Source organism: uncultured Thioclava sp. (assembly GCF_913064665.1).
GTDB lineage: Bacteria > Pseudomonadota > Alphaproteobacteria > Rhodobacterales > Rhodobacteraceae > Thioclava > Thioclava arctica.
In genome coordinates this window covers 137,786-163,656 of record NZ_CAJYBT010000001.1, presented here as the reverse complement: position 1 = coordinate 163,656, position 25,871 = coordinate 137,786, and the positions used below count along the sequence as shown (strand labels likewise).

At 60.2% G+C, this 25,871-nt stretch carries 23 protein-coding genes; 11 read left to right on the top strand and 12 right to left on the bottom strand.

What is annotated here, in order from left to right; genetic code table 11:
* Positions 1 to 99: 99 nt before the first annotated feature.
* The gene (gene rnr / locus QZ571_RS00750; protein WP_295530170.1) at positions 100 to 2,373 is read left to right on the top strand and encodes a ribonuclease R; all 2,274 of its coding nucleotides are present in this window, start codon (positions 100 to 102) and stop codon (positions 2,371 to 2,373) included.
* 3 nt (positions 2,374 to 2,376) lie between these two features.
* Here rnr and QZ571_RS00745 read toward each other — a convergent pair whose 3' ends face one another.
* Positions 2,377 to 3,954 carry a phosphatidylserine/phosphatidylglycerophosphate/cardiolipin synthase family protein gene (locus tag QZ571_RS00745; RefSeq protein WP_295530167.1) on the bottom strand — a complete coding sequence of 526 codons (1,578 nt, stop codon included), beginning with the start codon at positions 3,952 to 3,954 and terminating at the stop codon, positions 2,377 to 2,379.
* Positions 3,955 to 4,167: 213 nt separating this feature from the next.
* Here QZ571_RS00745 and QZ571_RS00740 point away from each other — a divergent pair, with 213 nt between their 5' ends.
* Positions 4,168 to 4,509 (top strand): hypothetical protein, encoded by a 342-nt coding sequence (locus QZ571_RS00740; protein WP_295530164.1) that lies wholly within the window; start codon positions 4,168 to 4,170, stop codon positions 4,507 to 4,509.
* 372 nt (positions 4,510 to 4,881) lie between these two features.
* Here QZ571_RS00740 and QZ571_RS00735 read toward each other — a convergent pair whose 3' ends face one another.
* Together QZ571_RS00735 and QZ571_RS00730 are read right to left on the bottom strand one after the other, a co-directional pair.
* Positions 4,882 to 5,787 carry a hypothetical protein gene (locus tag QZ571_RS00735; protein WP_295530161.1) on the bottom strand — a complete coding sequence of 302 codons (906 nt, stop codon included), beginning with the start codon at positions 5,785 to 5,787 and terminating at the stop codon, positions 4,882 to 4,884.
* A 155-nt stretch (positions 5,788 to 5,942) separates the two neighbouring features.
* Positions 5,943 to 7,541, bottom strand: coding sequence for a phosphoenolpyruvate carboxykinase (locus tag QZ571_RS00730; protein ID WP_295530157.1), 1,599 nt, complete (start codon positions 7,539 to 7,541; stop codon positions 5,943 to 5,945).
* Between the two features lie 343 nt (positions 7,542 to 7,884).
* Here QZ571_RS00730 and QZ571_RS00725 point away from each other — a divergent pair, with 343 nt between their 5' ends.
* The 7 genes from QZ571_RS00725 to QZ571_RS00695 are packed head-to-tail and all read left to right on the top strand — an operon-like array spanning position 7,885 to position 13,249.
* Positions 7,885 to 8,586: a response regulator transcription factor gene (locus QZ571_RS00725; RefSeq protein ID WP_295530154.1), complete on the top strand. Its 702-nt coding sequence runs from the start codon at positions 7,885 to 7,887 to the stop codon at positions 8,584 to 8,586.
* Positions 8,587 to 8,598: 12 nt separating this feature from the next.
* Entirely contained in the window at positions 8,599 to 10,338 is a 1,740-nt protein-coding gene (locus tag QZ571_RS00720) for a sensor histidine kinase (RefSeq protein ID WP_295530151.1), read from the top strand.
* Positions 10,339 to 10,342: 4 nt separating this feature from the next.
* A complete protein-coding gene (locus QZ571_RS00715; protein ID WP_295530148.1) occupies positions 10,343 to 10,783 on the top strand; it encodes a serine kinase in 441 nt (146 codons plus the stop codon).
* A complete protein-coding gene (rapZ, locus tag QZ571_RS00710) occupies positions 10,780 to 11,700 on the top strand; it encodes an RNase adapter RapZ (protein WP_295530145.1) in 921 nt (306 codons plus the stop codon). Before QZ571_RS00715 ends, rapZ begins: the two co-directional genes overlap by 4 nt.
* Positions 11,697 to 12,104 carry a PTS fructose transporter subunit IIA gene (locus tag QZ571_RS00705; protein WP_295530142.1) on the top strand — a complete coding sequence of 136 codons (408 nt, stop codon included), beginning with the start codon at positions 11,697 to 11,699 and terminating at the stop codon, positions 12,102 to 12,104. The genes rapZ and QZ571_RS00705 overlap by 4 nt, the downstream gene beginning before the upstream one ends.
* Positions 12,095 to 12,367 (top strand): HPr family phosphocarrier protein, encoded by a 273-nt coding sequence (locus tag QZ571_RS00700; RefSeq protein WP_295530139.1) that lies wholly within the window; start codon positions 12,095 to 12,097, stop codon positions 12,365 to 12,367. Before QZ571_RS00705 ends, QZ571_RS00700 begins: the two co-directional genes overlap by 10 nt.
* Positions 12,368 to 12,394: 27 nt before the next feature.
* Positions 12,395 to 13,249: a lysophospholipid acyltransferase family protein gene (locus QZ571_RS00695; protein ID WP_295530137.1), complete on the top strand. Its 855-nt coding sequence runs from the start codon at positions 12,395 to 12,397 to the stop codon at positions 13,247 to 13,249.
* Between the two features lie 42 nt (positions 13,250 to 13,291).
* Here the strand turns inward: QZ571_RS00695 and QZ571_RS00690 are convergent, their stop codons facing one another.
* Positions 13,292 to 14,167, bottom strand: coding sequence for a 3-hydroxybutyryl-CoA dehydrogenase (locus QZ571_RS00690; RefSeq protein ID WP_295530134.1), 876 nt, complete (start codon positions 14,165 to 14,167; stop codon positions 13,292 to 13,294).
* Positions 14,168 to 14,322: 155 nt separating this feature from the next.
* On the opposite strand from QZ571_RS00690, the gene QZ571_RS00685 reads away from it, so the two are divergent.
* Positions 14,323 to 15,144, top strand: a complete 822-nt coding sequence (locus QZ571_RS00685) for a DUF6473 family protein (protein ID WP_295530131.1) — start codon at positions 14,323 to 14,325, stop codon at positions 15,142 to 15,144.
* Between the two features lie 80 nt (positions 15,145 to 15,224).
* On the opposite strand, the gene QZ571_RS00680 is transcribed toward QZ571_RS00685, so the two are convergent.
* The 8 genes from QZ571_RS00680 to QZ571_RS00645 all read right to left on the bottom strand — a co-directional run bounded on the left by QZ571_RS00680 (position 15,225) and on the right by QZ571_RS00645 (position 24,049).
* Entirely contained in the window at positions 15,225 to 16,151 is a 927-nt protein-coding gene (locus QZ571_RS00680) for an FAD-binding protein (protein WP_295530128.1), read from the bottom strand.
* Complete coding sequence (locus tag QZ571_RS00675) at positions 16,151 to 16,909, bottom strand: electron transfer flavoprotein subunit beta/FixA family protein (RefSeq protein ID WP_295530124.1); 759 nt, start codon at positions 16,907 to 16,909, stop codon at positions 16,151 to 16,153. Before QZ571_RS00675 ends, QZ571_RS00680 begins: the two co-directional genes overlap by 1 nt.
* Before the next feature lie 246 nt (positions 16,910 to 17,155).
* Complete coding sequence (gene cydX / locus QZ571_RS00670) at positions 17,156 to 17,275, bottom strand: cytochrome bd-I oxidase subunit CydX (RefSeq protein ID WP_295530121.1); 120 nt, start codon at positions 17,273 to 17,275, stop codon at positions 17,156 to 17,158.
* A 14-nt stretch (positions 17,276 to 17,289) separates the two neighbouring features.
* Entirely contained in the window at positions 17,290 to 18,450 is a 1,161-nt protein-coding gene (cydB, locus tag QZ571_RS00665; RefSeq protein ID WP_295530118.1) for a cytochrome d ubiquinol oxidase subunit II, read from the bottom strand.
* Between the two features lie 4 nt (positions 18,451 to 18,454).
* On the bottom strand, positions 18,455 to 20,059 hold the full coding sequence (locus QZ571_RS00660; RefSeq protein WP_295530115.1) for a cytochrome ubiquinol oxidase subunit I: 1,605 nt from the start codon (positions 20,057 to 20,059) through the stop codon (positions 18,455 to 18,457).
* A gap of 226 nt (positions 20,060 to 20,285) precedes the next feature.
* Positions 20,286 to 21,947, bottom strand: a complete 1,662-nt coding sequence (locus tag QZ571_RS00655) for an ATP-binding cassette domain-containing protein (protein ID WP_295530112.1) — start codon at positions 21,945 to 21,947, stop codon at positions 20,286 to 20,288.
* Positions 21,944 to 23,626: an ATP-binding cassette domain-containing protein gene (locus tag QZ571_RS00650; RefSeq protein WP_295530109.1), complete on the bottom strand. Its 1,683-nt coding sequence runs from the start codon at positions 23,624 to 23,626 to the stop codon at positions 21,944 to 21,946. The genes QZ571_RS00655 and QZ571_RS00650 overlap by 4 nt, the downstream gene beginning before the upstream one ends.
* Before the next feature lie 168 nt (positions 23,627 to 23,794).
* Positions 23,795 to 24,049 carry a YMGG-like glycine zipper-containing protein gene (locus QZ571_RS00645; RefSeq protein WP_295530241.1) on the bottom strand — a complete coding sequence of 85 codons (255 nt, stop codon included), beginning with the start codon at positions 24,047 to 24,049 and terminating at the stop codon, positions 23,795 to 23,797.
* A gap of 186 nt (positions 24,050 to 24,235) precedes the next feature.
* Here QZ571_RS00645 and QZ571_RS00640 point away from each other — a divergent pair, with 186 nt between their 5' ends.
* Positions 24,236 to 25,861, top strand: a complete 1,626-nt coding sequence (locus tag QZ571_RS00640) for a glycosyltransferase family 39 protein (protein ID WP_295530106.1) — start codon at positions 24,236 to 24,238, stop codon at positions 25,859 to 25,861.
* The last annotated feature ends 10 nt before the right edge of the window (positions 25,862 to 25,871 follow it).

Sequence of the window (25,871 nt, the reverse complement as noted above, 5' to 3'; positions counted from 1 at the left end):
TCGATCACGCACCTCGTTGAGCGGGCCTTTGTTTGCGCTCGGGCGAAAAGCCCTACTTTCCCCGCGTGACGCCCCGTGCGCCTCATGCTAGGCAGAGCCATGAACAAATCCGCCTCCACACCCTCGCGCCAAGAGATTCTCGATTGGCTGAACGACAACCCCGGCCAAAGTGGCAAGCGTGACATCGCGCGGGCCTTTGGCGTGACGGGACAGGCCAAGATCGAGCTCAAGCGGATGCTGCGCGAGATGCAGGCCGAGGGGCTGATCGAGACGCGCAGCCGCAAGGTCCGCGACCCCGACAGCCTGCCACCCGTCACCGTTTTGCGGATGCTGTCCGAGGACGCGTCTGGCGATCAATGGGCCGAGCCTGCCGAATGGTCGGGCGAGGGGCCTGCCCCGGCCGTCCTGTTCGTGCCCAAGGAGGGCGAACCCGCGCTGGCGCAAGGCGATCGCATCCTCGGGCGTCTGACCCCGGTTGAGGGTGAAAGCTATGGCTATCAAGCGCGCCTCATTCGCAAAATCGGCGAGGCGGCCCATCGCATTCTCGGCGTGTTTCGCAAATCGACCGAGGGTGGGCGGATCATGCCCATCGACAAGGGGCTGGCGAATGAATGGCAGGTGCCTGCTTCGGCGACGCTGGGTGCCAAGGATGGCGAGTTGGTCGAGGCCGAACAAACCGGCCCGCGCGCACGCATGGGGCTCCCCAAGGCGCGCGTGATTGAAGTGTTGGGTGATCCGGGCGCGCCGCGTGCCGTTTCGCTGATTGCGATCCATCAGCACGGCATCCCCGATGATTTCCCCGATGCCGTCGTGGCCGAGGCCGATGCGGCGAAACCCGCCACGCTGGACGGGCGCGAGGATCTAACCGAGTTGCCCTTCATTACCATCGATCCGGCGGATGCGCGCGACCGCGACGATGCCTGTCTGGCGATTCCTGATGACGATCCCAAGAATGCCGGCGGGCATGTACTGTGGGTCGCGATTGCCGATGTGGCCCATTACGTCACGCCGGGATCGGAACTGGATCGCGAGGCGCGCAAGCGCGGCAATTCCAGCTATTTCCCCGACCGCGTGGTGCCAATGCTGCCCGATAGCCTGTCGGGCAATCTGTGCTCGCTGCACGAAAACGTGGATCGCGCGGTTTTGGCCGTGCGGATGAAGATCGACTCCTTCGGGCGCAAGATCAGCCATCGCTTCACGCGTGGCATGATCCGCTCGGTGGCCTCGCTGGAATATGCGCAGGTGCAGGCCGCGCAAGACGGCACGCCGGATGCGAAAACCGAGGATCTGGTCGAGGACGTGATCGCGCCGATCTATGCCTGCTATCAATCCCTGCTGCATGCGCGCGCGCAACGTCAGCCGCTGGAACTGGAACTGCCCGAACGCCAGATCGTCATTGGTGAAGATGGCAAAGTCGCCTCGATCCAATTCAAGGAGCGCCTCGATGCGCATAAGTTGATCGAGGAATTTATGGTGCTGGCGAATGTCGCAGCTGCCGAGGAACTCGAACGGCTCAAGCGCCCGTTGCTGTATCGCGTGCACGAAGAACCCAGCCTCGAAAAGATCGAAGCTCTGCGCGAGGTGGCGCAGGCGTCTGGCTTTACGCTGGCGAAGGGGCAGGTGCTCAAGACCTCGCATCTCAACAATCTGCTCAGCCAATCCGAGGGCAGCGAATTTGACGAACTGCTCAATATGACCACGCTGCGTTCAATGACGCAGGCCTATTATCACCCGCTGAATTACGGGCATTTCGGGCTCGCGTTGCGATCGTATGCACATTTCACCTCGCCGATCCGGCGCTATTCCGACCTGATCGTGCATCGCGCGCTGATCTCCGGGCATGGCTGGGGCAAAGACGGGCTGAGCGCGTCGGATATCGAGCATCTCGAAGAGACCGCCAAGATGATTTCCGATACCGAGCGGCGCTCGATGGCAGCCGAACGCGATACCACCGATCGCTACCTCGCCGCTTATCTCAGCGAGCGCGTGGGCAGCGAATTTACCGGCCGGATCGCGGGGGTGCAGAAATTCGGCGCCTTCGTGCGGCTTGATGAGACAGGGGCCGACGGGCTGATCCCGATCCGCGAGATCGGACGCGAGTTTTTCCATTACGACCGCGACGCTCAGGAATTGGTAGGCTCGGAAACCGGGCTGACGATCACGCCGGGGTTGCGCGTTACCGTGCGCCTTGCCGAGGCTGTGCCGATCACCGGCGGGCTGATGCTGGAACTGCTCGACATCGACGGGCAAGATATGCCCTCGGGCAAGCGCAAAGGCCGCCGACCGGGCACCCGCCCGCCGCGCAAGGTTGCGCGCGGGGCATCAAAGAAGCGCGCCATTGCCCTCAAGGTCAAGCGCACGCGCAAACCCTAAACGCTACAGCATCCATTCGATCGGCAGGCGCTGGGCAATCGCCAGAAACACGCGATGCGTCCAGGGCACGCCGGGCTCACGCTTCAACTCGGGCTGGCCGGGGCGCGACCAACGCAGTTGCTGCGCCCGGCCCAGCCGCACCCGCCACGCCCGTTCGGGGATGAACTGCGCGAAACTGTCGGAAATCCGCGCGGCGATTTCGGGCGCGGCGATCACCACGCCCAGTTCGGTATTCAACCGCATTGAGCGCGGATCAAGGTTGAACGAGCCGATAAACACCCGCGCGCGATCCACAGCAAAAACCTTGGCATGCAGCTTGTTGCGCGAGAACGGCGAGGTGCCCTTGATCGCGCTGCCCATGAATTGCCCCGGGCGCATCCCACGCGCGTGTTCGGCCTGCGCATCAGGCGCGTATTCGTAAATCTCAAGCCCGGCGCGCAGCATTGCGCGGCGGCGATGCGCGTAACCCGAATGCACGATCGGCACGTCGGTCGCGGAATAGGAATTCGTGAGCACCTTGATCGCCACGCCCGTGCGCGCAACCCGGCGCAGAAACCGCACGCCAGCGCGCGTCGGCACGAGATAGGGGGTGATCAGCACCAATTCCTGTTTCGGTTGGCCCAAAGCGCGAATCAGATATTGCCACAGCAATTTGCGCCCGCGCATCATGCCTCGAATCTTGGCAGGGTGATCATAGATCAACTGAGCTTCGGCAAGGATCACCTCTGCCTCGGGGTCAAGGATGCGGTGCGCGCGCTCGGGCGCGCTCAGCATGTCGCAATAGGCGCAGACCTCGGGAGTGCTCAGGCGGTTTTTTTCATCGCGCAAAAGGGCCTTGGCTTCGGCCTCGGGGCACGTCCCAAGCATCAGATGCGCCGGGATCGCGGAATGTGCGTTCCAATAGAGATCGAATTGATCACATGTTGTCGCCAAAATGGGGCCCGAAACGGCCACATCCAGATCCATATAGAGTCCGGTTTCCGAGCGTGGATCGAAATAGTCACTGCCGATATTGCGCCCCCCCAAAATCGCAATCCGACCATCTACGATCATGGCTTTATTATGCATCCGGCGATTGAGGCGATAGAAATCAGACAGATAGCCAAGCACGCGCGCGCGCCGCAACGGAAACGGGTTGAACAGCCGCACTTGGATATTTGGCATCTGATCGAGAGCGGCCAAAATGCGATCCATCCCCGCGGTGCCATTGTCATCAATCAACAGCCGCACCCGCACCCCCCGCGAGGCTGCCTTGCGCATGGCCCCAAGCATCAGCGCCCCTGCGGTATCATTCTGCCAGAGGTAATATTGCAGATCGAGCGAGACCTCGGCGGCACCGATCAACTCCAGTCGCGCCGCGAGGGCGTCAATCGGATCGGTCAGCACCTGCACCGCCGTTTTCTCGGCGGGGGCGTTGGCGAGACGCGGCTGTAGCGCCCGCGCTACCGCGCCACTTTCGGGTGCGATCAGGGTCTGCGCCTGCGCAAATGGGCCACGCGGGCGGCGATGTGACAGCCGCGCAGCGATCAGTGTCAGCGCGATCAACACGATCACGCCCGCCAATAGGGCCCATAGGACCAAATGAATCAGGTCTCGTTCCATATTAGTGCAATGTAGGTGGATCAGGGCGTTAGGGAAGTGTGGCGTTGCAGATGCAGCAAATGGCCGCGCGTGCCCCTACAATTATTTGATATGAGAGAGATATGCTTTTTCTGCATAGCAGCATGAACTGGACACACGCGCCGAGTCACGCCATGTGCCCACGCAGGGAGTTACGATATTTTAGGAGCGAACATGAAACGCACCATCTCTTGGGGTGTCTGTGCCCTGTCATTGCTTGGCGTGCCTGCGATTGCGCAGGCCGGTCATGTTGAGAAACTCAAACTCGGCGAAAGCAAAGTGCTTGCCAGCTATATCGGCGGCGATTGCAACGGCCCTGCGCCAAGCTTCAAAGACATCGAAGCGCTCCTGCCGGACTCAAAGCTGGTCGTCTATTCCGATGGTGGTGTTGGCGCGCTGAACAGCCAGCGTTGCGGCGGTCAAATCGAAGGGCGCCAAGTGCTTGCGACCGCGGTGAAGCCCGGCACTGAAATCAAGATTTTTCAGGCCAGCCGCGTCGGCGTCAAAGTCGACTGATCGCGCTCGGATCTGATCTGAAATGGGAAAACGCCGGGGCGTTTTGTGAGGCAGCCCTCACTGAGGGCATGGACGGCGATTTTCATCGTCACCCATGCTATTTTAGCGGTTGCCATCGTCAGGGTCTGAACCCTGCTCAGAGCCCAAATGTGACCTCGAGTTTTCTCGCCATCTGCTCGCAGCAAAGTCGCGTCTTTTTCACTTTGACGCCAAGTTGCTGCGCCGCGGGCAGAGCAGATTGGTCGCGCTGCGCGGCAGGGAGCTGACGGTGAAGCCATCACATGCTTCGGCACCAGCCACCTCTATGCGCCCTGTGATCTCCGTCCGGGGCCACTTCTTCCACTGCTTCATTCAGCGGATTACCAGACATCCTTACGAATTGACGTCAGGCCGGCATCCAGTCAACGAAGGGCGCGCCTTCTGCACATCGACCAGGTCATCAGTCACATCTAGGCAGTAGACCAGATCGCGCATCCGCTCGGCCACCTCGCGGAAATAGCCGGGCCGCGTGGCAGGGTCTTTCGGAAAATAGAGCCGCGCCTTGAGGCGGATGCCATCGTCTGGCGGATAGGTCGCGTAAACGATACAGAGCCTCATCTTTTCGCGCAGGTTATCGACGCTGCAAGTAACGTCGAATCCGGCGTCGGGCGATTGGGGAATATAGTGCAGCCTGTTGGGGAGTCTTGTCGGATCAGCGACCGAGACAGGAGAGCCAAAGATAAGGTAGCCCGGCAGGTCGTAGCGCGGGTCAAGTCTATCGCGGCGGAGGGGTGCGTAATACATATTGATTGCCTCCGCATTCTTCGACGCTGGAAGCAAAGCGAGTTCGACATGGATGACTGTGTCCTTGAGCACTGGGTCTGCTTCTATGATCTTTTCGATCCACTGAACCCGCCGCGGCGCGAAGAAGGGCGGGTCTACGCTCATCGTATTGGGCGCTTCGCCGAGCCAAAAGGTTCGCGTCGAAAGCTCTACCGTCTGCGGGGGTTGCGCGATCACCGGGAAGCCGGCCAGAAGCCCACATAGCATAATCATTGTGAACCGACCCAGCATGCGCATCGCGCCGAAGTCAGTGTCCCCGTAGCAGTTCAAGTATGTTTTTCCCGGCACTGCGGGGCAATATTGTGCAAGCGTTAGGTTTTTGAGGCTCTGCAACGCGTTTGATCCTTTTGTCTGCTGGGTCAAAGTCTTGCACTGCCCCCGATATTGGCCGTTTTGGCTGCACAGGACATCAAAGAGCAAAATGGCTCCTTCGCGCGGGAAGGTCGAGCTTCCCACAGGAGTATCCTCTAAATCAGTAAAATCAGCCGGAAATATGGCCGAAAATCAAAAACCTGCCGACCCGAAGGCCGACAGGTTGGATAGGGCTATGTCCTACAGTGCAAAATGCCTCAGGCGTTTTGCCCGGCCTTTTTTATACGCCCGCCTTTGTGTCAGCCGATTGCGGCGGCTTTCACGTCTTCGTCGATATAGGGCACATATTGCGCAAAGTTGTCGGCAAACATCTGCACCAGCTTTGCGGCTTGTGCGTCATAAGCGGCTCCGTCATCCCAAGTGCGGCGCGGATCGAGCAGCACATCAGACACACCGTTGACCGCGACAGGAACGTCAAACCCGAAATTCACGTCTTTGCGGAACTCGACGTCATGCAGCGAACCATCAAGGGCCGCCGTCAGCAGCGCGCGGGTTGCCCGGATAGGCATCCGCGACCCGGTGCCAAACGCACCACCGGTCCAGCCAGTGTTAACCAACCAGCACGACGCACCCGTATTGTGGATCTTCTCTTGCAGCAGTTTGCCGTATACCTCAGGGCGGCGCGGCATGAAGGGCGCGCCAAAACAGGTCGAGAAGGTCGGCAGCGGCTCGGTCACGCCCACTTCGGTGCCTGGCGTCTTCGAGGTAAAGCCCGACAGGAAATGATACATCGCCTGCGCCGGGGTCAGCCGCGCGATCGGAGGCAGCACGCCATAGGCATCACAGGTCAGCATGATGACGTTTTTCGGCTCACCACCCAAAGACGTCGGCGACGCGTTCGAAATGTAGTGCAGTGGATAGGCGCAGCGCATGTTGTCGGTCAGCGAGTTGTCCTCGAAGTCCAGCTCCAGCGTTTCAGCGTCATAGACCATGTTTTCAACCACGGTGCCAAACATCGAACAGGTGGCGTAGATTTCGGGCTCGGCCTCTTTGCTCAGATTGATCGTCTTGGCATAGCAGCCACCCTCAAAGTTGAAGATGCCTTTTTCGGACCAGCCATGTTCGTCATCGCCAATCAGGATGCGCGAGGGATCAGCCGACAGCGTGGTTTTGCCGGTGCCCGACAGGCCAAAGAACACAGCCGCATCGTCGGGATCGCCAATTGCGTGGTTGGCCGAGCAATGCATCGCCATCACACCCTTGCCGGGTAGGATGTAGTTGAGCAGCGAGAAGACGCCCTTTTTGTTCTCACCCGCGTAGGCGGTGTTACCGATCAAGATGATCTTCTGATCGAAATTGAGCGCAATCACCGTTTCCGAGCGGCAGCCATGACGTGCAGGATCGGCCTTGAAGCTGGGGCAGTTGATGATCGTCCACTCGGGGCTGAACCCGTCCAGCTCGGCGCGCTCGGGGCGGCGCAGCATCGTGCGCATGAACAGACCGTGCCAAGCCAGTTCGGCGACAAGGCGCACATCAAGGCGATGCGCAGGATCGGCCCCGCCATACAGGTCCTCAACGAACATGTCGCGACCCTTAAGATGGGCAAGCATGTCGGCATGGAGACGATCAAACGCCTCGGGCTCCATCGGCTGGTTGTTTTCCCACCAGATCGTATCTTCCACGCCGGGCGTGCGTACGACGAATTTGTCTTTGGGCGAGCGCCCGGTATGAGCGCCGGTGGTGCAGTAAAACGCCCCGCCTTTGCCCAATGTGCCTTCGTCGCGCTTGATCGCTTCTTCGATCAGGGCTGGTTCCAGCAAGTTATAATAGACATTTCCCAGACCTTCGATTCCTTGATCTTCAAGGCGTTTCGCCGGGTTTACACGTCCGATGTCCATTTTTCGCTCCCCATGCCGTCGTGCGGCGTTCATTGGGTTCCTCCCGGCATCCCGGGGCCTCGGGGTGCCGATCCAAGCAACAATGTTACCCGGATGGCTCGCCTATAGCATGACAATTTCATGATGGAACAGGAAGCATTGGCGCAGTTAGCGCAACCATTTGCAGGTTTAGCGCCACCATCGCAAAATGTCGCCTCAAGGTGAGGTAAATTAGTCAAACCTTCGGTTTTTTCGACTCAGATGATTCGGGAAACGGGTGTGATTCGCACATCTTGGTTGATTTGCGTCCGTCAAATGCAGATGATGTGGCCAATAACAAAAGAGCAGCAATGAGGGAACGGGCATGTCAAGGATCGCTCTGGTCGACGATGATCGCAATATTCTGACTTCGGTGTCGATGACACTTGAGGCCGAGGGATACGAGGTCGAGACTTATAATGACGGTCAGGCCGCATTCGACGCGTTTAACAAACGCCTACCGGATATGGCTGTACTGGATATCAAAATGCCGCGGATGGACGGGATGGAGCTTTTGCAAAAGCTGCGCCAGAAGACCGCGATGCCGGTGATTTTTCTGACCTCGAAAGATGATGAGATCGACGAGGTTTTGGGTCTGCGCATGGGCGCGGATGACTACGTTAAAAAGCCATTCTCGCAACGCCTTTTGGTCGAACGGATCCGCTCACTTCTGCGCCGTCAGGATGCGATCAGCACTGGCGAAGTCGCAACCACCGAAGAGACCAAGGTCATGGTGCGTGGCGGGTTGGAAATGGATCCGTTGCGTCATGCTGTGACTTGGAAAGGCAATGATGTTACCTTGACGGTGACTGAGTTCTTGTTGCTTCAGGCACTCGCGCAACGGCCCGGGTTCGTGAAGTCGCGCGATCAATTGATGGACGTGGCTTATGACGATCAAGTCTATGTCGATGACCGAACAATTGACAGCCATATCAAGCGTTTGCGCAAGAAAATGCGCTCTGCTGATGGTGAGTTTTCGGCCATCGAGACGCTCTATGGCATCGGCTATCGCTATAATGAAGAATGACGTGAGGCGCGTATGAGCATCGCGGGGAGAATTGGGTTGGGACGCGCACGCAGCACCAAGTCTAGGTCTTTGGGCGGGGATGTGATCCTTGGCGAAGATTGGGTTGGCCCGGAAGGTGTGGTTGACGAAGATCTGCGCAAGGGCCGCGCCCGGCGCGGTTTTATCGCTTTGAACCGCTCGCCTTTGGCGCGCAAGATCATCACCTTCAACCTGCTTGCGATGATCGTTCTGGTCGTAGGTGTGCTGTATTTGAACCCATTCCGCGACACGCTGGTGATGCAGCGTGAAAGCGGCTTGGTGAATGAGGCGCAGCTCGCCGCCGATGTGTTTGAGGCGCAACTGCCCAAAGGCGCGCCGGTCAATCTGGCCGCGGGCGATGGCATCGATCCAGCTGCGACCATCGCGGGGATCGAGCTTCCCGATGGCGCTGACCTTTACCTGTTTGATCCCGGCGAGGCGCTGATTGGCACAACCACGACCGGTGATCGTGCCCCGGTCGAGCATGTCGACGGCCTGCAAATGGACCGGCGCACAACGCTTTTAACGGATTTTCTAAGCCGGATCTGGAACGGCATCTCAAATGTGATTAGCCGCCCGGGCACCGACACTGGCGATACGGCGTTGGACATGGTGCGCCAGATTGTGCCCGCCGCTCTGAATGGACGCACGCAAATTTCCTCGCAGAAAAACGCGGCAGGGGCGACGATCTTTGCTGTCGCAACGCCCATTCGGCAAGGGGATCGGGTCGTAGGCGTTGTCGGGCTGACTTCGATTGCCGGGCAGATCGACGCTTTGGTCAGCGTCGAGCGCGAGCAGGTGATCCAGATGTTCGTGATCGCGATCATCGTGTCGATCGGGCTCAGCCTTGTGCTGGCGTCGACGATTGCCAATCCGATCTCTGATCTTGCTGCCGCTGCCGAAATCGGGCGTGAGAAAAATGCGCGCAAGATGTCTCCGGCACGGGTGCGCATCCCGGATCTGACCGGGCGCCCGGATGAGATTGGGCGGCTGTCCGGCGCGATGCGCGGCATGGTGGCGGCGCTCTATGACCGGATTGATGCGAACGAACAATTCGCCGCCGATGTGAGTCATGAAATCAAGAATCCGCTCGCCAGTCTGCGCTCTGCCGTAGCCTCTTTGCGGATGGTCAAAAAGGAAGAGCAGCGTATCAAGCTGCTTGATGTGATTGAGCATGACGTGCGCCGCCTCGATCGTCTGGTAAGCGATATTTCAAACGCATCGCGCCTTGATAGCGAGCTGGTGAAAGAGGAAGAAGAATCGTTCGACCTCGTCAAAATGGTCAGCAATCTGGCGGAATATTTGGGCCAAGAGGCGCGCAAGAAAGGTGTTGATTTCATCATCGACCTTCCCGCGCAGCCAATCCAGATTTCCGGTCTTGAGGCACGCTTGGCGCAGGTGTTCGTCAATTTGATTACCAATGCGACCTCGTTCTGTGAGGATGGCGATGCGGTGCGGGTCTGGGCACGTCGGCGCGATAATCGCGTTCTGGTCGTGGTCGAGGATACCGGCCCCGGCATCCCGCAAGAGGCGCTGACCAAGGTCTTCAAGCGCTTTTACTCGGAACGTCCGGTGGGCCAGTTTGGCGATCACTCGGGGTTGGGTCTGGCGATCTCCAAACAGATCGTAGAGGCGCATGGCGGCGTTATCTGGGCCGAAAATATTCGCCCGACCGATGCCGACCTGACGTCTGACCCATTGGGGGCACGCTTCGTCGTCGGTCTCCCGGTCTGATGTGGTGGAGGGTGCCACGTCGATCGCGCGTACCAACATCCATGCCAGCGTAGTCGCCCTGGATGCAGAACGCGGCGTTCTGATCACGGGCCCCTCTGGATCAGGTAAATCCCTCCTCGCTCTCCGCCTCATGGCGTTTGGGGCGCATCTTGTCGCAGATGATCGCGTCGATCTGAGCGTTGAAGACGGGCATTTGATCGCCAGCGCACCGCCTCAGATCGCAGGCCGGATTGAGGCGCGCGCGGTGGGTCTGTTGCGTGCCGAGACATTGGAACAGGCCCGCATCATTTTATGCGTCAATCTGGATGAGATTGAGACCGAACGCCTTCCAAACCATCGAAAAGACAGGGTGCTTGGGGTCGAACTGCCTCTTGTGCTGCGCGTGCAACATGGCCATTTTGACGTAGCAATCTTGCAATGGCTGAAAGGCGGCCGATGGGCATGACCCGATCAGACCCGGCGACACAGCAGGCTGGCCAGCGCGTCGTACTGGTAACTGGCCCGTCTGGGGCTGGGCGCACCACGGCGATCGGCGCGCTCGAGGATTTGGGCTATGAGCCAATCGTCAACCTGCCGCTCAGCCTGATCCCAAGGCTTTTTTCGGGTCACATTGGCCACCCGGTTGCCTTGGGTGTTGATGTGCGCGGACGGGATTTTTCGGCCTCGGCGCTGATCGAGTTGATCGACACATTGACGCGCGACCCCAATTTGACGCTTGAGCTATTATATCTTGATGCGCGCCCGGACGTTTTGGAGCGGCGCTATTCCGAGACCCGCCGTCGCCATCCGCTGTCCCCCGATGAGCCGCCTGGATCGGGGATTGCGCAAGAAATCGACATTCTCGCGCCGATCAAGGTGCGCGCCGACGTACTGATCGACAGCTCAGAGATGAGTCCACACGATCTGCGCGCCGAGTTGGGGCGTTTCTTTGATACTGGCAAGATCGAGAAACTGGCCGTTTCGGTGCATTCTTTCAGCTACAAACGTGGTGTACCGCGCGGGCTGGATTTGTTGTTTGATTGCCGATTTCTCGTCAATCCGCATTGGGAGCCCGCGCTGCGCCCCCTTGATGGGCGCGATCCTGCGGTCGCCGCCTATGTCGCCAGTGATCCGCGCTACCAAGAATTCCACTCTAAGGTGATGGATTTGCTTTTGTTTCTCCTTCCGGCCTTTGTCGCCGAAGGCAAGGCACATCTGTCTATCGGATTTGGGTGCACAGGCGGGCAACATCGCTCGGTTGCAATGACGCAAAGCGTTGCCAAAGCGCTTGCGGAAGCTGGTTGGCAAGTGTCTAAGCGTCACAGAGAATTGGAACGTAAAGCGCCCGACGGGGCAGGATCGAAGACAGGAGAGCGTGCGTGATCGGGATCGTGATCGTGGCACATGGGGGGCTTGCGCGGGAGTATCTCGCGGCGGTTGAACATGTCGTGGGGCCGCAAGATGGCATCCGCGCGATCACCATTGAGGACGATCATGATCGCGCCCGAAAACAGGCAGAAATTCGCGATGCCGCCGATGCCGTTGACTTGGGCGAGGGGGTTGTCGTGGTGACTGATATGTTTGGGGGATCACCGTCAAACTTGTCGCTGCTGGCGTGCGAACAGAATGGCCGTGAAATCATCTACGGTGCCAATCTGCCCCTTCTTATCAAATTGGCGAAATCGCGCAGTTTAAACGTACATGCCGCAGTTGAAGCCGCGCTGGATGCGGGCCGGAAATATATCAATAGTTACAATTTGCGAGAGGCGCGGGCCAAATGTCCGTGACCCGTCGCTTAGAAATTGTGAATGAAAAGGGTTTGCATGCCCGTGCCTCGGCGCGATTTGTTGAAGTTGTTGAGGCCCATGACGCCTCGGCACTGGTGATGAAGGATGGCCAAAGCGTTTCGGGCGACTCGATCATGGGACTTTTGATGTTGGCAGCCTCTCGCGGAACCAGTATTGAGGTCACGACACGCGGGGCCGAAGCCGAAAAACTCGCCAATGCGCTGCAGGCGCTGGTTGAGGACAAGTTCGGCGAAGGCATGTAACCCGCTCGGAACCGAGAGGTCCATATCGTGGATGAGCAGGTCAAATTCACCGCAGATCAAGCGCAAACCAAGGTCTATGACAAGCGCCGGCTGTCTTATGCCGGGACGTTTACCAATCCGTTCAAAGTGGGAACGATCCGGTTTCTCGAATGGATGACCGCCAAGGCGTATTTGCTGTATCTGATCCGGAAATTTGAAAAACGCGGCGCCCCAACCGGGCATGATTTTTGGCCACAAGCGCTTGATATCATGGGGATCAAGGTGACGACGCCGCCCGAACAGATCGCCAATATCCCGAAAGAGGGGCCGCTGGTTGTGGTTGCCAATCACCCCCACGGCTTGGTGGATGGCATGGTGCTTGCCTATTTGATCGGGCAGGTGCGCGATGATTATCTGATCCTGACGCGCTCGCTTTTGACCGGCATTCCGGAAATTGAGCAATACATGCTGCCAGTGCCCTTCCCGCATGAGCAAAACGCCCGCGAGGACAGTCTCAAGATGCGCGCGGCTTGCATGGCGCAGCTCAAACGTGGCGGTGTCGTCGTGTTATTCCCCGCCGGTCAGGTTGCCCATTCCGAAACGCTTTTCGGCCCAGTGATTGAGCAGGAATGGAACCCCTTCACTGCCAAAATGCTGGCGCGCTCGGGGGCCTCGGTCGTGCCGATCCATTTCCCGGGCAAGAACTCGCGCGCCTATCAGATCGCCAACAAGCTGAGCGCGACGGTGCGCCAAGGGTTGCTGCTCTATGAGATCAAGCGCGCGCTCTACAAGCCGCAGCACCCTGTGATTGGCCCGGCGAAAACCGCCGAAGAGATCGGGGAAGCGCTGGGAAACCCCCGCAAATTCCTTGCCGATCTGCGAGAAGAGACGTTGCGGCTCTAGGCCAAGGCGCCGTTGCAAGCGACAGCGCAGACTGCCCGTCGTTTAGCGCGTGGGTACCGGCACCTCGCCGCGATAGTCGTAAAATCCGCGCCCGGTTTTGCGCCCAAGCCAGCCAGCCTCGACATATTTTGTCAGCAGCGGGCAGGGGCGGTATTTCGTATCGGCCAACCCGTCATGAAGCACGTTCATGATCGCCAGACAGGTGTCGAGCCCGATGAAATCGGCCAGTTCCAGCGGCCCCATCGGATGGTTCGCGCCCAACTTCAGCGATTCATCAATCGAGCGGACATTGCCCACCCCTTCATACAGCACATACACCGCCTCATTGATCATCGGCATCAAAATGCGATTGACGATGAAGGCGGGGAAATCTTCGGCCGAGGCGGCCGTTTTGCCCAGTTTGTCAACGACAGCCAACAAGGTCTCATAGGTTTCTTTATCGGTCGCGATGCCTCGGATCAGCTCGACAAGCTGCATCACGGGAACCGGGTTCATAAAGTGGAACCCCATGAATTTCTCTGGCCGATCGGTGCGCGATGCCAGCCGCGTAATCGAGATCGACGAGGTGTTCGACGTCAGAATCGTCGTGGGCTTGAGATGGGGCAGCAGATCTTCGAAAATCGCCTGCTTCACGGTCTCGCGTTCGGTCGCGGCCTCGATCACCAGATCGGTCGGGCCAAGTTCAATCAGCTTTGTTGTCGTCTTGATCCGCGCCATCGCCGCATCACGATCGGCTTGGCTGATCTTTTCGCGTGACACCTGACGATCAAGATTCTTGCCAATCACCGCCAGCGCCTTTTCCAAAGCATCCGCATTGATATCGTTGAGCAGCACCTCATAGCCTGCCAGTGCGAAGACATGCGCAATCCCGTTGCCCATCTGTCCCGCCCCTACGATGCCGACCGTTTCAATCGTCATGTTCTGCCCTTTCAAGAAACCGCCTTGACCATACGCGGCCAGCGCCCCCGTGCAAGGGGCGCAACGAGATAGCGCGCATTTTCTCAATAACCGTTTGTGAAGTGTTTCAAGGCAAGTTGGCTTTGGGTGAGTCGAATAGATGTAAGGTGGGATAAATGGCTTTCGAATATGCGGGCGATGGCGCCCTTGACTACTTTCCGTGCCGCTACGGGAAGTCCAAACTGTTGTTTCGCGGCCCGTGCCGCTCGCTTACGGGGGATTATGTTGCCGCACTTGGGGGCACGGAAACCTACGGGAAATTCGTGACCAATCCCTGGCCCACGCTTTTGGAAGAACGGCTTGGTCTGCCGGTTGTGAATTTCGGCTATATGAATGCGGGTGCGGATGTGTTCGTCAATGAACCCCAGATCGTGGAAGCCTCGCGTGCGGCACGTTTGAACGTGGTGCAACTGATGGGCGCACAGAATATGTCGAACCGCTTTTATGCGGTTCATCCGCGCCGCAATGATCGGTTTTTGCGTGCTTCAAGCCTGATGCGATCGATCTTTCGCGGTGTCGATTTCACCGAGTTCAATTTTACGCGCCACATGCTGACGGCGCTCAAGACACGCGAGCCTGACAAGTTCGAGGCGTTGATAGACGAGTTGCGCATTGCTTGGGGGCTGCGCATGCGTGCTCTCTTGGATTGCATCGAGGGGCATAAGGTCTTGCTTTGGCTGGGCGAATATCGCCCCCGCGGCCACCAAGACCCGCTGGGGGCAGAGCCATTGCTGGTGACGGCCGCCATGGTCGACGAACTGCGTCCTTTCGCGGATGAGGTGGTGCGGGTCGAACCCTCGATTATGGCACGCAGTGCGGGAACGTCGGGGATGCATTTCGCTGCGATGGAAGAGCCCGCAGCGCAAATGTTGCCCGGCCCGATGGTGCATTCCGAGATCGCCGAGGCGTTGGCCCCGGTGGTGCGCCGCTTGCTGTAACGCCGCGCAAAAACAAGGGGCCGGGAAAATCCCAGCCCCTTTTGAAAATATGCGTTCGCCGAGGCCGCGCCTCTGCGCCCTCAAAGCTTGCTGGTCAGTTCCGGCACTGCGTCAAACAGATCGGCAACCAATCCGAAATCGGCGACCTGAAAAATCGGCGCTTCTTCGTCTTTGTTGATTGCGACGATGATCTTGCTGTCTTTCATGCCGGCCAGGTGCTGGATCGCGCCCGAAATACCGACTGCAACATAAAGATCGGGTGCCACGACTTTGCCGGTCTGACCGACCTGCCAGTCATTGGGCGCAAAGCCCGAATCGACAGCTGCGCGCGAGGCACCAACGGCTGCTCCCAGCTTGTCAGCCAGCGCTTCGATGATCCGGAAATCCTCTTCCGAGCCAACGCCACGACCACCCGACACGACGATCTTGGCCGAGGTGAGTTCCGGACGATCGCTCTCGGCAACCTTATCCTCGACCCAGGACGACAGACCTTTGTCACCTGCACCCGCCGCATCCGCGACCGAGGCCGCGCCACCATCGCCTGCCGCATCAAAGGTCGAGGTGCGCACCGTTACGACCTTGATTTTGTCAGACGATTTCACCGTCTGCATCGCGTTGCCAGCATAGATCGGGCGCTCGAACGTATCGGCATCGACCACGGCAGAAATATCCGAGATCACCATCACGTCCAGCAAAGCCGCGACGCGCGGCATCACGTTCTTGGCGCTCGCCGTGGCCGGCGCCACGATATGGCTGAAATCGCCCGCGAGCGAAACGATCAGATCGGCCAGCGGTTCTGCCAGACCATGCGCGTAAGCCGCATCATCGGCCTTGAGAACCTTTGCCACGCCGTCCAGTTTCGCCGCCGCATCAGCCGCACCAGAGATGCCCGAGCCTGCGACCAGAACGGTCACGTCGCCCATCGCCTTGGCGGCGGTCACCGCCTTGGCGGTCGCGTCAGTGGCCAGATCGGCCCCATGGGTTTCCGCAATCAGAAGAACAGCCATCACACGACCCCCGCTTCTTTCAATTTCGCCACCAACTCATCGACCGAGCCCACCTTGATGCCAGCCGACCGGCCCGCAGGCTCTGCGACCTTCACCACCGACAGGCGCGGGGTGACATCGACGCCGTAATCGGCGGCGGTTTTTTCTTCGAGCGGCTTTTTCTTGGCCTTCATGATATTGGGCAGCGAGGCATAGCGCGGCTCGTTCAGACGCAAATCGGTGGTCACGATCGCGGGCAGTTTCACCTCGATCGTCTGCAAGCCGCCGTCGATTTCGCGGGTAACTTTCGCCGCCTCGCCCTCGACCACGACTTCGCTGGCGAAGGTCGCCTGACCCCAGCCCAGCAGCGCCGCCAACATCTGACCGGTCGCGTTCATATCATTGTCGATCGCTTGCTTGCCAAGGATGACCATCTTGGGGGCCTCTTCCTCGACGATCTTGGCGAGGATTTTCGCCACGGCCAGCGGCTCGATGTCTTGGTGCACATCATCGGCAGCCACGACAAGGATCGCGCGATCCGCGCCCATCGCCAGCGCCGTGCGCAGCGTTTCCTGCGCCTGCTTGACGCCGATCGAGACCACGACGATCTCTTCGACAGCCCCTTTTTCTTTCAGACGGATCGCCTCTTCGACGGCAATCTCGTCAAAGGGGTTCATCGACATTTTGACATTGGCTAGATCGACACCGCTGCCATCCGCTTTCACACGGGCTTTCACGTTATAGTCGATCACGCGCTTCACCGGCACCAGGACCTTCATCGGCGTGTCTCCCTAATCATGGGTCCGCCTGTTGCGGGCGGACAGGTTCGTTCGGTAATTTTGTTACAAGAGCAAGCGCCCAAGGGACAGGGGTAAAACGTCACTTTTGGGCGTCGGACGTCACGTCTTGACGACTGTTTGCGCTATCGCGCCGGATGGCCTGCCGTAACGTCGCCTTGAGGGGGGAATCGCAAAGGCCGCCCCGGTTGGGAGCGGCCTTCGTTTTGTCACACGCGTGAGGCAAGATCAGTCGGTCTCGGATTCACCCGCGAATTTGCGATCGTTCTGCATCTCGAGCCACATCGCATTGGCCACCGCAATCAGCGCGGCCAGTGGAAGCCCGAGGATCCATGCGAAATACCACATAACTTGGTCTCCTCTCAGTAGGAATGGCTGTCGCTTTCGACCTCTTCGGCCGTCACCTTGCCCCACAGAACCTTATAGACCCAGGCAGTGTAGGCGAGAATGAGCGGCATGAAGATGACCGTAACGACGAGCATGACGAACAGCGTTTGCTGCGAGGACGACGCGTCCCAGACAGTGAGCGATGCATCGGGTTGAATCGAGCTGGGCAGAATGAACGGGAACATCGTCAATCCGACCGATGAAATCACCCCAAAGATACCCAGTTTCGACAGTAGCAGTGTCGAGCCTTCGCGACCCGCACGCAGCCCCATCGTGGCCAGCGCGATGCCCAGCAGGCCAAGGATCGGTGCAATCGCGATCCACGGGCGATCCGAATAGGCCGACAACCAGCTGCCACCGTGTTCAACGGTCGAGAATAGCGGGTTGGACGGGCCGTTATCGGGCACGACCGACGTGATCGTGTAGCCCTTGATCCCAAAGGCAAGCCAGACACCTGCGAGGATATAGGTGACAAAGGCCACCATCCCCGCCACCGATCCGATTGCCCGTGCGCGAAACTGCACAGGACCTTCGGTTTTCAGCGTGAGCCATGCCGCGCCGTGCATCATCAGCATCGAAATCGAGACGACCCCGGCGAGCAGGGCAAACGGGTTGAGCAGCGAGATGAACTTGATGAAGAAGTTGCCCGGATAGAGCGGCATCAACATATCGTTCAACTGGAAGGGCACGCCTTGCAGCACGTTGCCCACTGCCACGCCGAAGATCAGAGCAGGCACCGCTCCACCGACGAACAGCGCCCAGTCCCAGCCGTTGCGCCAAGCGTGGCCGTCACGCTTGGAGCGGTATTTGAACGCCACGGGCCGCAGGATGAGCGCGGCAAGAATCGCGAACATCGCCAGATAGAAACCCGAGAAGCTGACCGCGTAGAGCGGCGGCCAAGCGGCAAAGATCGCACCGCCGCCGAGAATGAACCACACTTGGTTGCCCTCCCAGACCGGGCCGACCGTATTGATCGCTACACGACGTTCAGTGTCGGTTTTCCCAACGAAAGGGAGCAACGCGCCCACACCCAGGTCAAAGCCATCGGTCAGCGCGAAGCCGATCAACAACACACCCAGCAAGAGCCACCAGATCACGCGCAGCACATCAAGGCTGATTAGTTCGGAAAGAATCATTTTCTTACTCCGCTGGCATGGTGACGGGGGAACTGCGACCCGACAGACGGTCTTCATGCCGCTGCTGCCAGTCTTGCGTCAGTTCCACGTCCTGATAGGGGCCCTTTTTGATGAATTTGACCATCAAGCCCATTTCGATGATGAAGAGCACTGTGTAGAGGGCGATGAAGCCTGCCAACGTGACCAACAGATCGCCGACCGACAGGTGACTCACCGATAGCGCCGTGGGCAGCACCCCGTCCACCGTCCAGGGCTGACGCCCGAATTCGGCAGTGAACCAGCCCAATTCCGCAGCAATCCACGGGGTGGGAATGATCCAGACCGCCGCGCGCAATGCCCAACGCGGGTATTGCATGCCTCTCCAGTTCGAGACGAAGAAGAAATAGGCCATCACCGCGATGAATGAGAAACCAAGTGCCACCATGATGCGGAACGACCAGAAGATCGGCCAAACGGTTGGCACCGTATCATTCGCCGCCTGCTGTATCTGTGCCGGCGTTGCGTTGCGCGGGTCATCGACGTAGCGCATCAGCAGATAGGCATAGCCCAGATCGCCGACATTTTCGTTGAACTGCGCTTTGACCTCGGGGCTGACATCACCCTTGGCTTCGCGGATCTTGAGCAGATCGTCATAGGCGATAATGCCCCTTTTGATCCGCTCTTCCGAGCCTTTGACCAACTGGTTGATGCCTTCGATCTGCCCCGTCAGTGAGCGCGTGCCGATCAAGCCCATCGCCCACGGAATATGCACTGCATACTTGGTTTCGCGCGCCTGCTGATCGGGGATACCAAACAGCGTAAACGAGGCGGGTGCGGGTTCCGTGTTCCACATAGCTTCCATCGCGGCGAGCTTCATTTTCTGGTTGTGGGTGGTCTCATAGCCCGACTCATCGCCCAGAACGACAACCGACAAAGCCGAGGCCAAACCAAAGGCCGCCGCGACTGCGATCGAACGGCGCGCCAGTTCGAAATGGCGACCTTTCAGCATGTACCAGCTTGAAACGCCCATCACGAACACGGCCGCCGTCACATAGCCCGCCGAAACGGTATGAACGAACTTTGCCTGTGCGACTGGGTTGAACACAACGTCGAAGAACGAGGTCATTTCCATGCGCATCGTCAGCGGGTTGAACGCGGCCCCGACGGGGTTTTGCATCCAGCCATTGGCGATCAAAATCCACAGCGCCGAAAAGTTCGACCCGAGGGCGACCAACCATGTCACGACCATGTGCTTGACCGGGCTCAACTTGTCCCAACCAAAGAACATCAACCCGACAAAGGTTGCTTCCATAAAGAAGGCCATCAGCCCCTCAATGGCCAGCGGTGCGCCAAAGATGTCGCCCACATAGTGGCTATAGTAGCTCCAGTTCATGCCGAACTGGAATTCCATCGTAATCCCGGTCGCTACGCCCAGCACGAAGTTGATGCCAAACAGTGTGCCCCAGAATTTTGTCATTTGCCGCCAGATGGGGCGGTTGGTCATTACATAGACCGTCTCCATGATCGCCACGATGATCGATAGACCAAGCGTGAGCGGCACGAAGAGGAAGTGATACATGACAGTCATAGCGAATTGCAGCCGTGACAGGTCAACGATCCCGATATCCATTCTCGTTCTCCGTTCCCTACTTGCACCCGAGCATAACCCGAGTCCTTACGTCGACTCGGGGAATGCCGAGTCTTCCAGAAATGTTATTCCTGGATGCACCTTCTAGGGACGGCTCTGCGCTTCTCCTTGAGGCAGATCAAATTGACGCATTGTCGCACGCACCTGTGAACAGTTGTGATGGACAATTTGCCTCAGCTATTCCGCGACTTAGCGTCGCAGATCCGCGTCATTTCAGCGCAATTTCACGGCTTGCGAAGACGAGATCGTGATTGCGATGCGAGACGATGATGATACCTGAGTCGGGCAAAAGGCGGCGCAGGCCCGCCAAAGTCGCGGCGGCTGTTGGTGCATCCAGCCCCTCTGTCGGCTCATCAAGCAGCAAGATTTCCGGGCGGCGCAAAGCGGCGCGTGCGAGCGACAGGCGTTTGGCCTGACCGCCCGAAAGCCCGGCCCCACCTTCGCCCAAAAGTGCTGCAAACCCGCCGCGCGCCTCGATCACCTCATCAAGGTCAACCGCGTGCAAAGCGGCACGCGCTTCGTCCTCGGGCAGCAATTTCCCTTGCGGTAAAGCCAGTGCGAGGTTTTCGGCCACCATGCCGCCAATCAACTGGCTGCGTTGGGCCACCATCGTCAGATGCGCGCGCAAATCGGCCTCGGGCCATTGCGCCATCGCGACGCCGCACATCTCAAGCGTGCCAGCGCTGGGCGCTAGCAGCCCCGCCAGCACCGCCAGCGCGGTCGATTTTCCTGCCCCCGACGGTCCAGTTAAAAACAGCGTCTCGCCCGGATGCAGATCGAAATTGAGCCCCTCAAACACCGGAGCCTGTGCGCCGGGGCGCGTGAAGCTGAGCCCTTTCGCACGCAAGAGCGGCGCATCAGGGACCGGGAGGGGCTGGGTCGTGGCATCGGGGCGCGCAGGCGTGTCGCTGAGGTCCAGAACCCGCGCGCCAGCCTCTTGCATCCGCCCGATCTCGGCCATTCCCCGGCGCAGTAGCATCAGCGATTCCGCCAATGCCAGCGCGACAAACAGACCGATTGCGGCGCGCGCAGGCGTGATTTGCCCTGCCGCCGCCATCTGACCACCGATGGCCAAGGCAGCAGCCCCCGCCAAGGCCGCGGTCGCGCTGATCACCGCGCCGACGCGGCGATCCAAGGCCTCAAGATTGCGCCGGGCAATCGCTTCGGCGTCGATCTGGGCCAAAATCTGCGCGCTTTGCGAGCGCAACGCACCCGCTACCGCCAGATCAGCCCGCCCGCGCATCAATTCCAGCGCATGGCTGCGGATCGCCTGCAGCGCGGTTTCCGCCGCGCGCGCATCGGATCGCGCGGCCCGCGCCACCCAGATCAGCCCACCACCGCCGCCGATCAGATAAATCGCGAAGACCGCCAAGCCAATCGGAAGCCCCTCAAGCCACCACAACATCAACAGCGCGGACAGTTGCACCATGCCACCCGCCAAGAACGGCAGCGCAAGGCGCAGCAGCAACCCGTCCAGCGCATCAACGTCCGAGGTGATCCGGTTCAGCGCTTCGGCGCCGCGCAGTTTCGCCTGATCCTCATGCGGTCGGCGTGAGACACCATCCATCAACGCCAGCCGCAGATCGGCCAGGGCACGCAGGGTCGCGTCATGGGTCAACACCCGCTCGCCGTAGCGCGCAACCGCCCGCCCCAGCGCCAGCCCGCGCACCCCGGCCGAGGGCTGGAAGAAATCAAACCCAAGCCCCAGCCCGGTGACCCCTGCCACTGCGGCCGCCGTCACGAACCACCCCGACAGGCCCAACAGGGCCGCCCCCATCGCAAGCACCAGAAAGGACAGGGCGAGACCGCGCGTGAAGGCTGTCTTTTGCTGCGCGATAAGGCGCTCGATCAAGGTCAAAAGCACCTTCATGTCGCAGCCTCCAGCGCAATGGCGCGGTCCAGAGCGCCCACCATGGCGGGGTCGTGGCTGGCGATAATCAAAGTCATGCCCTGTGCGCGTAGGCCGATCAGTCCGGCGATGACCTTGGCGGCGGTGTCTGGGTCCAGATCGGCGGTGGGCTCATCGGCCAACAGCAAGGGGCGATGGGCGAAATGCGCGCGCGCGATCAGCAAGCGACGCGCCTCGCCACCCGAAACACCCCCGCCCATATCGCCAAGCCGCGTCTCCAGCCCCTCGGGCAGAGACGCCACGATCTCGCCCGCCGCCGCCGCTTCAAGGGCTGCGTCGATATCGCCTTCCTGACCCAGCGTGATCAACTGGCGCAGCGTCATATCGGCAAAGCGCGGGGTTTGAGGAATCCACCCCAAAGCGGCGCGCCAATCATCGGCGCTGGCATCCTCTAGCCGCGTGCCGCCCAGCGTGATTTCACCCGCCTCGGGCACGATCAGCCCGGCCAACGTGGTCAAAAGCGTGGTTTTTCCGGCCCCCGAAACGCCTGTGATTGCCACCGCCTCACCGGGTTCGATCACGCCATCGGGCATCGCAATTGGCGCGGCGCCTTGGGCAGGGCGGATCTGTAGCCCGGACCAGCGCAGCGTGCCGCTTGCCAAGGGCCGCCCTGCGCCACCTTGACCCAACATTTTGCTGGCTTTCGCGATCTCAGTTTCGGCGGTGTCCAACTCACCCGCCACGGCCAACGCGGCAGCGCGGTCATGCCAAGCGGCTGCCAGATCGCGCAATGGCTGAAAGAATTCGGGCGCGATCATGAGCAGGAAAATCCCGGTGGCCGGGGTCATCTGCGTGCCCCAAGTGCCAAAATGCATCCAGCCAATCAGGGAAAAGCCGACATAAACGGCAACCATGGCCACGCCAATCGCAGCGAACAGTTCCAACACGGTCGAGGACAAAAACGCCACGCGCAGCACCGCCATTGTGCGGGTGCGCAGGTCTTCGGTCTTGACCTCGAGATCGGCGCGCGAACGCGCCTCGCCCCCCAAAAGTCGTAGGTCGGTGATTGCGGCGATCCGGTCGATCAGCAGCTTGTTGAGCGCGCCGATCTCGACCATCTGACGCTCGGAAGCCTCTTGCGCAGCCATCCCCACCAGCGCCATGAACAGCGGGATCAGGGGCCCGGCAAGCAATAAGATCACAGCCACGGCCCAGCTTTGCGTCAGCGCGATCAGGATGAACGCAAGCGGCACAATGCGCGCGCGAATGAAGGTGGGTTGATAGCGCGTCGCCCAAGGGCCAAGGGCTGCCAGCTTTTCCGCCATCAGCGAAGCGGTCTGCGAGGGCGAAAGCGCCGCCGCCCCGGTGGATTGTAAGATGGCATGTTCGATCAGGCGCTTGCGGGCCTCGGTCAGGATCGCCTCGGCGGCATCTGCGCTCAGCTTCAGCGCCATCCAGTCCAGCACGATGCGCACAAGCGCAAGGGCGATGAACCCGGCCGCGCCCATCAGCGGCGAAAGCTGCGGTGAGACGCCCGGTGCCACCAAATCCCCCAGCACAAGCCCAACCAAAGTCGCCTGTACCGGCCAGATCAGCGCCGCCAAAACCGACAACCAACCTGCGGCCTTCAGGCGGCGCGCCTGCGGGGCGGCCACGCGCGAAAGGATCTGCTTTGGCGTTTGTGGGGTGGTTTCCGTCATTTCGTTTCCTGCGCTTGGTTCGCCAGATAGCGGGCTGCAGGGGGCGGGGCAATGGCCCTGCGACAATCGGCGCAAGGACAGCGCAAGGGTCTGACATACGAAAAACCGCCCGGGCGCAGGGCCCGAGCGGTGTTTTCGAGGGTTACCAGTCTCGAAAACGAGGAAGGATCAGCAGGGGGCGATATACTCGCGCCCGTAAGCATCACGATATCGGCACTGACCGGGTTGGTTCGCTTGCCCGATGAGTGCTCCCGCGACGCCGCCAGCGGCGGCACCAAGGGCCGCGCCCTTAATACGATCGCCATCTTTAGACACAGCCGCCCCCAAAACAGCACCAGCCGCAGCGCCAGTCGCGGCGGATTGATTTTGAGGGGTCGTTTGGCAGGCAGCAAGGCCGGTAACGAGCGGCAGAATGAGAAGCATTTTCTTCATGGAAGTGTCTCTCCGGTTAGGACGTAATTATTTGACTAACGTCGAGTGACCTACTTGGTTCCCAACTATTTCTGGCACCCGCATCATAGAGCCGCACGCGGTCGCGGGCTTGACAGCGGGCACTATAGTTGCGTCAAGCAGAGCTGAGAATTGAGGCCAGCCAGAGGAGCTTTGCCAATGACCTCCAATCCCGGGCGTGTGACGTTAATCGGTGCGCTGGTGACATTTGCGCTATTTGCGACGGTCTTGATGATGATGCGCCCTTTGATGGCGATCGACGAGACGCGTTATCTGACCGTCGCTTGGGAGATGTGGCAGGGCGGCTCGAAATTTGTCCCCCATCTGAACGGCGAGATTTATTCGCATAAGCCGCCGCTGCTGTTCTGGCTGGTGAACCTTGCCTGGATGGCCTTTGGGCAAAGCGAATGGGCGGCGCGGTTGGTGGCGCCTGCTTTCGGGTTGCTGTCGGTCTATCTGGTCGCCCGTCTGGCGCGCGCGCTTTGGCCAGATGCGCCCGAGCGCGGCGGTCTGGCGGCGCTGATCCTCGCGACGTCGGGGATGTTCCTGCTCTATGGCTCGACCACGATGTTTGACACGATGCTCAGCGCCGCGACGCTGATCGGTATGCTCTCGATCTGGGGGTTGCGGGGCGGATTGCGGCTTGGGCCGGTGATCGGGATGGGCGTTGCACTGGCGCTTGGGGTGCTGGCCAAGGGACCGGTGATTTTGGTGCATGTGATGCCTGCTGCGCTGTTGATGCCGCTATGGGCGGCGCGCGAGGGGCGTGTTCGGCTTGCCGGTTGGTATGGCCGCATCGCCTTGGCCTTTGTGATTGCCTTGGCGCTTGTGTTGATCTGGCTCGGCCCTGCGGTGATCCTTGGCGGCGCGAAATATCGCGAGCAGATCTTGTGGAAGCAAAGCGCGGGCCGGATGGTCGAAAGCTTTGCCCATGGTCGCCCCGTCTGGTTCTTTATCGCGTTGCTGCCGCTGTATCTTTGGCCGTGGGGCTGGAGTCGGGCCGGGCTGGCGGCGCTGAAACCAAGCCGCCTTTGGGCCGATCCCGGCACGCGGATGGTCAGCATCTGGGCGATTGCGGCGCTGATTGCGTTCTCGCTGATTTCGGGCAAGCAGGCGCATTACTTGCTGCCGGAAATGCCCGCGCTGGCGCTGTTGCTGTCGGGGATGGTGCCCACCGCTGAGCCACGGATGCGCGCCTTGCGTCTGGCGTGGCTGCTGCCCGGCTTGGGCGTGGTGATCGCGGCAGCGGCGGTGCCGTTCGGGGCCTTCCCGGACTTGCCGACAGGCACGGGGTCTTGGCTGTTCTGGATTGTCGGGGTGGTGATTTTGGCGCTTGCAGCGTTGATCGTGCTACGCGCGCATGCGGGCTGGCGCGCCGAGGCTTGGGTCGCCCCCCTCAGCCTTGTGGCGATCGAGGCAATGGTCTGGCCGATCCTGTGGCCGATCTATGACCCGGTGCCGCTGGGGGCGCTGCTGGCGGCGCATTCGCAACATGGGGTGGCGACGACCGACACGGGCTATGCGGGCCAGTTTTCCTATGCCGGGCGGTTGGTGGAGCCGGTGCAAGTGCTGGGCAATAGTGCTGATCTGGGGCGCTGGATGGCCGCGCATCCGGGCGGCATCGTGTTGGCGCCAGGCGCGCTTCCTGATGTGTCCGGGCTTGGCCAGATCGCCGAGCGCCATTTCCGTCAACGCGACTGGCGGATCTATCAGGTTGCTCTGCCCGCCAATCCGTCTCCGAACGCGGCACCTCAAGAGCCCCCAGCACCCAGCGCGGCGCAATAGCCGAGGCTGA